Origin of the sequence: Haemophilus parainfluenzae (genome assembly GCF_003253005.1) — a bacterium.
Lineage (GTDB): Bacteria > Pseudomonadota > Gammaproteobacteria > Enterobacterales > Pasteurellaceae > Haemophilus_D > Haemophilus_D parainfluenzae_M.
Window position 1 is genome coordinate 1 of record NZ_QEPZ01000012.1, and the last position, 7,695, is coordinate 7,695.

Here is a 7,695-nt window from a genome sequence, read left to right on the forward strand (position 1 = left end):
AAAGAGCAAAAAAGAACGACGCACTGGTTTTTCTAAAGCTTCACAACAGCGCGTCGTTGTGTGGGGCGTATTATAGGTATTTCAGATGCCTTTGCAAGATCTTTTTGTAAAAAAATGTAAATTTTTTATTGATTGAGGATCTTTTAATCAAATCGTCTAAAAAACACAATTTTTATGGTGTTTTATTCTACGGATTCAGACTTTCTGCAAATGCCTTTACTTTTCCCCAATCGGTATATTCAATTTCTTTGGTCGAATCCGTTTCGCCACCTGTAATTTTCATAATCAATTGAATCATGACTCGATCAATCCATTTATAACGTGGATATAGCAATGCGCCTGCAAATACGCCTACTTTTGCCGGAATCCATTTTATGCGTTGAAGAAACTTACGCACATAGACATTTCCCTCTGGCGTATCTTTCCCTTCTTTTCTCGCTGTTAAATTTACGCCAAAAAAGACCGCACTTTTTGCATTCAGCAATTCATGATGGTGTTCAACAAAATGGTATAACTGTTTATTAAAATGACCATAACGAATGGATGCTCCAATAATCACCAGATCAAAAAATTGAAGATCCTGCCCCTCCATTAACGGTGAAACCACCACTTCTCCTTCAAGATGCTGAGCCATAAACTCAGCAATCTTTTTAGTTTGTCCATCACGACTTGAATATAAAATTAATGTTTTCATTATGCCTTCCAAAACGCCGGTGTGAAGAGTGCCAATAATGTGAAAATTTCTAAACGACCACATACCATCGCTATGGTGAGTACCCATTTAGCACTATCTGGTATCGCTGTCATATTACTGCTTACTGAACCTAATCCTGGTCCAAGGTTATTAATACTTGCTAATACCGCATTAAAGGCATCAAAAGGTTCGACACCACATGCAATCACACTTAATAAACAAATAGTGAATACCAATAGATACGCTGAGAAAAAGGCCCAAATGCTCCCAATCACTCGTTCATCAAGGACATTTTTACCCCATTTAATTGGATACACCAAATTAGGGTGTACAAATCGTTTCAGTTCTCTTGCACCTTGAAGATATAGCAATAAAATCCGTGCAACACGCAAACCGCCACCGACTGAGCCAGCACAGCCACCAATAAAAGAGGCAATAATTAATAACATCGGCACAAAAGAAGGCCACTCAGCGAAATTCGATGTGGTGTAGCCTGTTGTGGTTGAAATTGATACGGCTTGGAATACGACTTGCTCAAAATCCTGCCATGAGGAATCAAAATATTGGTGGCTAATCATCACCAATGTACATGCCACGATAAGCAAAATTTGAATGCTCATAAAGAAGCGGAATTCTGGATCTTTTGTGTAAATCTTCAAAATATTTTCTCGTCCTAAAGTCGAAAATGCTCTGAAGTGCAATGCGAAGTTACAAGCCGAAATCCACAAGAAAATAACCGTGATAAAATTAATCGCCGAGCTATTAAAATAGCCGATACTGGCATCATGCGTAGAAAAGCCACCAATGGATACCGTCGAGAAACTATGTGTAAGTGCATCAAACGGGGTCATACCTGCTAGCCAATAAGCCAATGTACAAGACATGGTTAAAAAGAAATAAACAAACCACAATGCCTTTGCCGTTTCTGCTATCCTTGGCTGAATTTTCTGATCTTTCATTGGACCAGACATTTCAGCTCGGTATAACTGCATTCCGCCAATACCTAATAAAGGAATAATCGCAATCGCAAGTACGATGATCCCCATGCCGCCTAACCATTGTAAAAATTGACGGTAAAACAGAATGGCTTTCGGTAAATTATCTAATCCAGTCATGACTGTGGCACCCGTGGTTGTCAGCCCGGAAAATGCCTCAAACACGGCGGAAGCTAATGTTAAATGAGGTGAATCAAATAATAACAATGGTAAGGTTGCTAAACCACCCAGAACGAACCAAAATGCCACCACAATTAAAAAACCATCACGAGACCGCAATTCTTGTTTGTGGTGATGACAAGGCCACCAGAGCAACATGCCCACGGTTAAGCTCAATACAAAAGCTTGCATAAATGCTTTACCGCCGCCATCGTCATAAATCAGCGCCACAAAGGCTGGAATCAGCATCGTGCCGGAAAAGCACATGATCAAAATGCCGATAATCCGAATAATGGATAAAATATGCACAATATCTCGCTTAATTAATTTCTTCTAATTTCAACGTTCCTGCCGAACGCTCAATTAATGCTTGTTCAAAGGGTTTAATTTGATCTTCACTAATGCCTAACTGCAATGTAATCTGCACTTGAAAATCTTGCTGATAAATTTCAATTTGATTCTGTTCACATAAAATTTGAATCCAATTTAATTGTGCATAATCACAATGAACTTGGAATAACTGACGTTCTACTTTTCGTTCAGTTTCTAATAATTTTAAAGCTTGCTGCACACCATTTCCATAAGCACGAACTAAACCGCCCGTGCCTAATAAAATGCCACCATAATAACGAACAACAACAGCACTGATTTCACCAACTTGGCTACCCTGTAAAGCAGATAGCATTGGCTTTCCTGCAGTACCTGCCGGTTCACCATCATCAGAAAAGCCTAATTGTTGAGAATCGGTTGGCTTGCCGGCCACTGCAGCCCAACAATGATGGCGGGCATTAGGGTGCTGTGCTTTAATTTCTGCCCAAAAAGCTTTGGCTTGTTCAAGTCCTTCCGTATGTTGCAAATACGTGATAAATCGACTTTTCTTGATTTCTTCTTCAAAAATGACCGCACTTTTGGGGATAAGGTATTCAGCCATGAAATAATTGTTCGAATGAATTTGTTGCGTAGTTTATCATTGATAGCGGATTTATCGAAATTTCCCCATAATTATTGTATGATGTAGCTCAATTTCAATAAAACTGATGAATAACAATGACTGAAATTACTGTCGATAAAACCCTTGATACCGTTGGTTTACGTTGTCCTGAACCCGTGATGCTCGTAAGAAAAAACATTCGTCACATGAATGAAGGTGAAGTGCTGCTTATTTTAGCGGACGACCCTGCCACGACTCGCGATATTCCCAGTTTCTGCCAATTTATGGAACATACCCTTTTAGCGAGTGAAACCAAAGGTACTCCTTTTAAATACTGGGTGAAAAAAGGCCAATAAAAATGCAGCTATTATTGGCCGCACTTTGTTATTCTGCCGTATTACTCGAAACGGGATAATACTGTTTCTGAAGAAATTCAGGCTTCAATAACGCAGAGGCATTCCACCACTCAATCACCAGCTCCTGTGGTCCATCTGCATAAGACGCAATTTCATACACGTTATACACAAAATGAATACCGTCATGATCTAAATAGAAATTATCGGTTACTTCAAAATCGTCTTTTGAAGTAAATACTTCCTCATCTTTTACCTCGCCATATCGAGTATAACGTTCCCAAAGCAATTCTTTTAATTTGGCTTGTTGGTTTGGTTTAAACACATCATCAAATGAAAGTAGTTTTTTTGTTTCTAAATCAATATTAAGATAATGGTCCCCCCCAACGCCATGAGCGCCACCGCTATAGCTGTAATAATTTATTAAAAATACAGCAAGCTTACCCCTTTGGTGACTAAATGCTAAATCTAAGGTTTCATCAACACCAATTATTGGGGATTCCAACATCTCTTTCTTAGCTTCATCATATGCTTTCTGGTAATCTGCTATAAGCTGCTCGCGGCTTCTTGGTTTACCGTCAGCATTTTTGGAAATTTGTTCTAAAAGTAGTGAATCTAACCATTCAATATTCGTTTTTAGTGTAGAAATGCTGTAATGAAGTTTACTTTCTACAGGCACATATTCATCTTCTTTGGACGATTTAGGATATTTGATAGTTTCCTCTTTATCAAAAATCACATCATCTTGAGCAATAATTGCTGGAATAACCTTCGCCGCCTTTTCTTTTTCAGCTTTTAATTGCGTATTTTCTGCCGTTAGTTGTGCAATTGTCTGTGTTTGTTGCTCAATGGTTGCCTTCGTTTCTTTATCTTCACAGCCTGTTACCGCAAAAAGTGCGGTTAAAATTAAGGCTGAAATCAGTGTCTTTTTCATGTATTACCTATAAATCAAATGTATCTTTATCACGTAAAATATGGTCATTGCCTTTGCGGCGTAAAAAGCCGGTACGGTCAAAATACTCCATTAACTGTACGGTCAGTTTTCGACCAAAATTAAGCTTGTCACGTAATTCATTTACCGCAATCTTACCTTCTTCACCTGCTATTTGCTTAATTAAGCGAGCATAAGCATAAATGCTCTCAGTCAGGAAAAATCGATCTTTTACAATTGGGGTGAGATAGCCCAATTTACCTGCTTTATACATAAAGTTACGCATTACACTTTCATCTTGTGCCAAGGCTGTTGCCATATCACGCACCCAAATGGCTTGACCATGCGCTTTCTCAAATTCAGCAAACACCGCTAGCCATAAGCTTTGCTCTTCGGCTGAAAATTGGATTTTATGTGAAGGCAAATGTAGCCAACCACGAGTCTGCTGCAATTGGCCTTCATCAAGCATTTCTTCAATAAAATGATAAATCAGATTTTCCGGTTGGTTTACTGTCGCAATACGGTATAAGCGGGCCTTACTCAAACCTAGCTGATCATTATGTTGCTCATGATAGGTAGCAAGTGCGGTCAAAATTTGCTGCGTTTTTTCACGTTGATAATCGCGATTAAAACACCAATTTTGGAAACGGATATCGCCATTCTCGGCTAATGCTTCAGCCAGCTGATTTTCGGTTAGTTGCTCACTCCACATTAAAGCTTGAGCTGAAATCGCCTCTTTTTGTAAGGTCAATCCGATGCGTTGTGTAGCGGTTTGAGCCTGATTAAGTTTAGCCAAGAACGCTAGACGAGCCTCTGTGCGCTTATAACGTTTTGGTGAATGAATTTCGAGTACCTTGGCACCACTAATTAACGCTTTCGCATCACCACTACGTAAAATTAATTTATCCCCAAAAGCTAAAAATAATGGCTGTTCTAAAATAACTTCTGCCAAAGTGCGGTCATTTTTCATTGTATTTTTGCTTTCAAGCAAGGTGAGTTTACCCGTCGTACGGCTTGCCGCATGATAAATGTGCACTGGCTGACTGTCTTTCAAATTCACTTCAGGTGTAATTTCAATGGTAATACGATCGGTTGGCTCAAGTGGCTCTGAGGCTAGCAACCAATCGCCGCGCTGCATTGGAATACGATCTAAATCAACGTTTAAATTGAGCGCTAAACGTTGACCAGCCAAGCCTTTTTCGCTCGGTGTATTCTGAGCATGAATATTTTTTACGCGAACCTTTTGTCCCGTAGAAAGGAAGAGTTCATCATCAATGGCCACCGTTCCCGCAAATGCCGTCCCCGTTACCACTGTCCCCGCCCCTTTCACGCTAAAAACACGGTCTATGGCGTAACGGAACGGTTTATCTATTTCAGCTAATTCAGGTAAATTGGCTAAATAATCGCGTAACGCATCAATCCCTAAGCCTGTTTGTGCCGATGTAATAAAATAATGAGATTCAGCTAAGAATGGATAATCCGTCTGAATTTGTGTTTTTAATGCCTCGATTTGCTCATCTGTTGCTCGGTCAGCCTTGGTAATCACTACCATGATTTCAGTAAATTGAAGCTGATGCAAAATCGCTAAGTGTTCTTTAGTTTGTGCGGCAATCCCTTCATCTGCAGCGACAATGAGCATCGCATAATGAACACCACCAAGCCCCGCCAACATATTGGCGAGAAACTTTTCATGGCCAGGCACATCAATAAACCCGAGTACTTTCTCTTTTAAAGGCAAATAGGCATACCCCAAATCAATAGTCATGCCACGTTTTTTTTCTTCCGGCAAATGAGCAGTATTCGTACCTGTCATTGCTTTTAAAAGGGCTGTTTTACCATGATCGACGTGCCCTGATGTTACTATGATCATAATTTTTCCACCGTATCTAATAATGCCTTAAAGTCAGCCACGCTACGTAAATCTAACCAAATTTTTCCTTTCTCAACACGACCGATTATTGGTTGTTCTAACGCTTTGAATACTGCTAAAAGTGCGGTCAATTTTGCCTCTGTTTTTTCAGCAATCGTCACCGCGAGAGAAGGAATCGTCGCCATCGGTTGAGAACCACTCCCAACCTGAGCAACACTTTCTTCAATCTCAACCTGGTAATCTTTTAAGCGGTTTGCTAAACAGGCTTTAAGTTGTTCGGCTTTTTCTTTTAATACATCTATTGATTGGGTGAGCAAATGTAAAGTTGGCAATGTCTCAGTGAGTTTTTCTGGTTGGAGATAAAGGCGTAATGTTGCCTCAAGCCCAGCTAAAATCACTTTATCACAACGCAATACGCGCTTTAATGGATGAGCTTGTAACTGAGCAATCCACTCTTTTTTACCGACGATAATACCGGCTTGTGTTCCACCCAATAATTTATCACCCGAGAATGACACCAAGTTTACGCCCTGTACGACTTTTTCTTGCACCGTTGGCTCATTCGGTAAATCATATTGGCTTAGATCAATCAATGCCCCACTACCAAGATCCGTAATAACAGGAATATCAAATTCTCGTCCAAGCTCAACGAGCTCTTGTTCTGAAACCGAAGCAGTAAACCCACTAATATGATAATTACTGCAATGTACTTTCATCAAGAAAGCCGTGTTTTCATTGATTGCTTGACGATAATCTTTCAAATGTGTGCGGTTTGTTGTTCCCACTTCAACAAGTTTACAGCCTGCTTGAGCCATAATATCTGGAATGCGAAATGCACCACCGATTTCAATTAACTCACCACGAGAAATAATGACTTCTCTATCTTTAGCAAAGGTGGCCAACATCAAGAGTACAGCTGCAGCATTATTGTTAACGATACAAGCAGCTTCTGCACCTGTGAGTTGTGCAAGTAGTCCACTAATATAATTATCCCGATGACTGCGTTTGCCTTCTTCCAAATCATATTCTAACGCAACATTACCTTTCATCGCATGAAGCGCTGCCTGTTGTGCACTTTCAGCCCACAATGCTCGCCCTAAATTTGTGTGTAATACTGTGCCGGTTAAATTATGGACTGATTTAATTTGCACATGATTTTGTTGAGTCAATCGCTCTTGTAAATAACGCAATGTATTCAAATGATCGGCAAAAAAGTGCGGTAAATGTTGATGCTGTTTGATAAACTCGCGCCCATCAGACAATAATTGGCGTAATTCACGCACGACAGCTGAATGACCAAATTCAGTTAAAAGCATTTCACCTTCTGGTGTTTTTAAAAATTTATCTACAGAAGGAAGTTGTTGGAAAAGTGCGGTCATTTTTAATTCCTATTTCAAAATGGCATTGAATTGCAAACTAATTTACGCTAAAGTAACCGCAATTTCAATAACGGAAGGTCGTCATCTCCGGTGAGGTGGCAGGACTTCAAATCCTGTTGGGGACGCCAGCGTTCCCGGGTGGGTTCAACTCCCATGACCTTCCGCCACTTTTTTCTTCCAACGAATATTTCTCTCTTCCTAACATTCACTTTTTTAATTTGAATTTTCATTATAATTTTACAGAATTTTAGGCAAACAAAAAGGCGCATCTTTCGATACGCCTTCTTAATCTAACTTGTTACAGTTAATACATCAATTATTTGATGATTTTCGCAACAACGCCAGCACCTACTGTACGGCCACCTTCACGGATTGCGAAACGT

Annotated in this window: 8 protein-coding genes and 1 tRNA gene; 2 read left to right on the forward strand and 7 right to left on the reverse strand. The window is 39.9% G+C overall.

Features of this window, described 5'->3' with window-relative positions; all coding sequences use genetic code 11:
* Positions 1 to 187 precede the first annotated feature (187 nt).
* From hemG to DPV97_RS09390, 3 genes are read right to left on the reverse strand one after another with little or no spacing between them, the layout of a single operon-like run.
* The gene (gene hemG, locus DPV97_RS09380) at positions 188 to 694 is read right to left on the reverse strand and encodes a menaquinone-dependent protoporphyrinogen IX dehydrogenase (protein WP_070713069.1); all 507 of its coding nucleotides are present in this window, start codon (positions 692 to 694) and stop codon (positions 188 to 190) included.
* Positions 694 to 2,157 carry a TrkH family potassium uptake protein gene (locus tag DPV97_RS09385; RefSeq protein WP_070713066.1) on the reverse strand — a complete coding sequence of 488 codons (1,464 nt, stop codon included), beginning with the start codon at positions 2,155 to 2,157 and terminating at the stop codon, positions 694 to 696. Before DPV97_RS09385 ends, hemG begins: the two co-directional genes overlap by 1 nt.
* A 10-nt stretch (positions 2,158 to 2,167) precedes the next feature.
* The gene (locus DPV97_RS09390; RefSeq protein WP_070713064.1) at positions 2,168 to 2,779 is read right to left on the reverse strand and encodes a YigZ family protein; all 612 of its coding nucleotides are present in this window, start codon (positions 2,777 to 2,779) and stop codon (positions 2,168 to 2,170) included.
* A gap of 116 nt (positions 2,780 to 2,895) precedes the next feature.
* Here DPV97_RS09390 and tusA point away from each other — a divergent pair, with 116 nt between their 5' ends.
* On the forward strand, positions 2,896 to 3,135 hold the full coding sequence (gene tusA / locus DPV97_RS09395) for a sulfurtransferase TusA (RefSeq protein WP_049362660.1): 240 nt from the start codon (positions 2,896 to 2,898) through the stop codon (positions 3,133 to 3,135).
* Between the two features lie 28 nt (positions 3,136 to 3,163).
* On the opposite strand, the gene DPV97_RS09400 is transcribed toward tusA, so the two are convergent.
* From DPV97_RS09400 to selA, 3 genes are read right to left on the reverse strand one after another with little or no spacing between them, the layout of a single operon-like run.
* The gene (locus tag DPV97_RS09400; RefSeq protein WP_070713062.1) at positions 3,164 to 4,066 is read right to left on the reverse strand and encodes an RsiV family protein; all 903 of its coding nucleotides are present in this window, start codon (positions 4,064 to 4,066) and stop codon (positions 3,164 to 3,166) included.
* A 7-nt stretch (positions 4,067 to 4,073) separates the two neighbouring features.
* Complete coding sequence (selB, locus tag DPV97_RS09405; protein ID WP_070713059.1) at positions 4,074 to 5,933, reverse strand: selenocysteine-specific translation elongation factor; 1,860 nt, start codon at positions 5,931 to 5,933, stop codon at positions 4,074 to 4,076.
* Positions 5,930 to 7,312, reverse strand: a complete 1,383-nt coding sequence (gene selA / locus DPV97_RS09410; protein ID WP_070713056.1) for an L-seryl-tRNA(Sec) selenium transferase — start codon at positions 7,310 to 7,312, stop codon at positions 5,930 to 5,932. Before selA ends, selB begins: the two co-directional genes overlap by 4 nt.
* 72 nt (positions 7,313 to 7,384) lie before the next feature.
* Here selA and DPV97_RS09415 point away from each other — a divergent pair.
* Positions 7,385 to 7,479 (forward strand) — tRNA-Sec (locus DPV97_RS09415).
* Between the two features lie 149 nt (positions 7,480 to 7,628).
* Here DPV97_RS09415 and DPV97_RS09715 read toward each other — a convergent pair.
* On the reverse strand, positions 7,629 to 7,695 hold a 67-nt coding region (locus DPV97_RS09715), incomplete at its 5' end, for an EF-Tu C-terminal domain-related protein (RefSeq protein WP_080265453.1).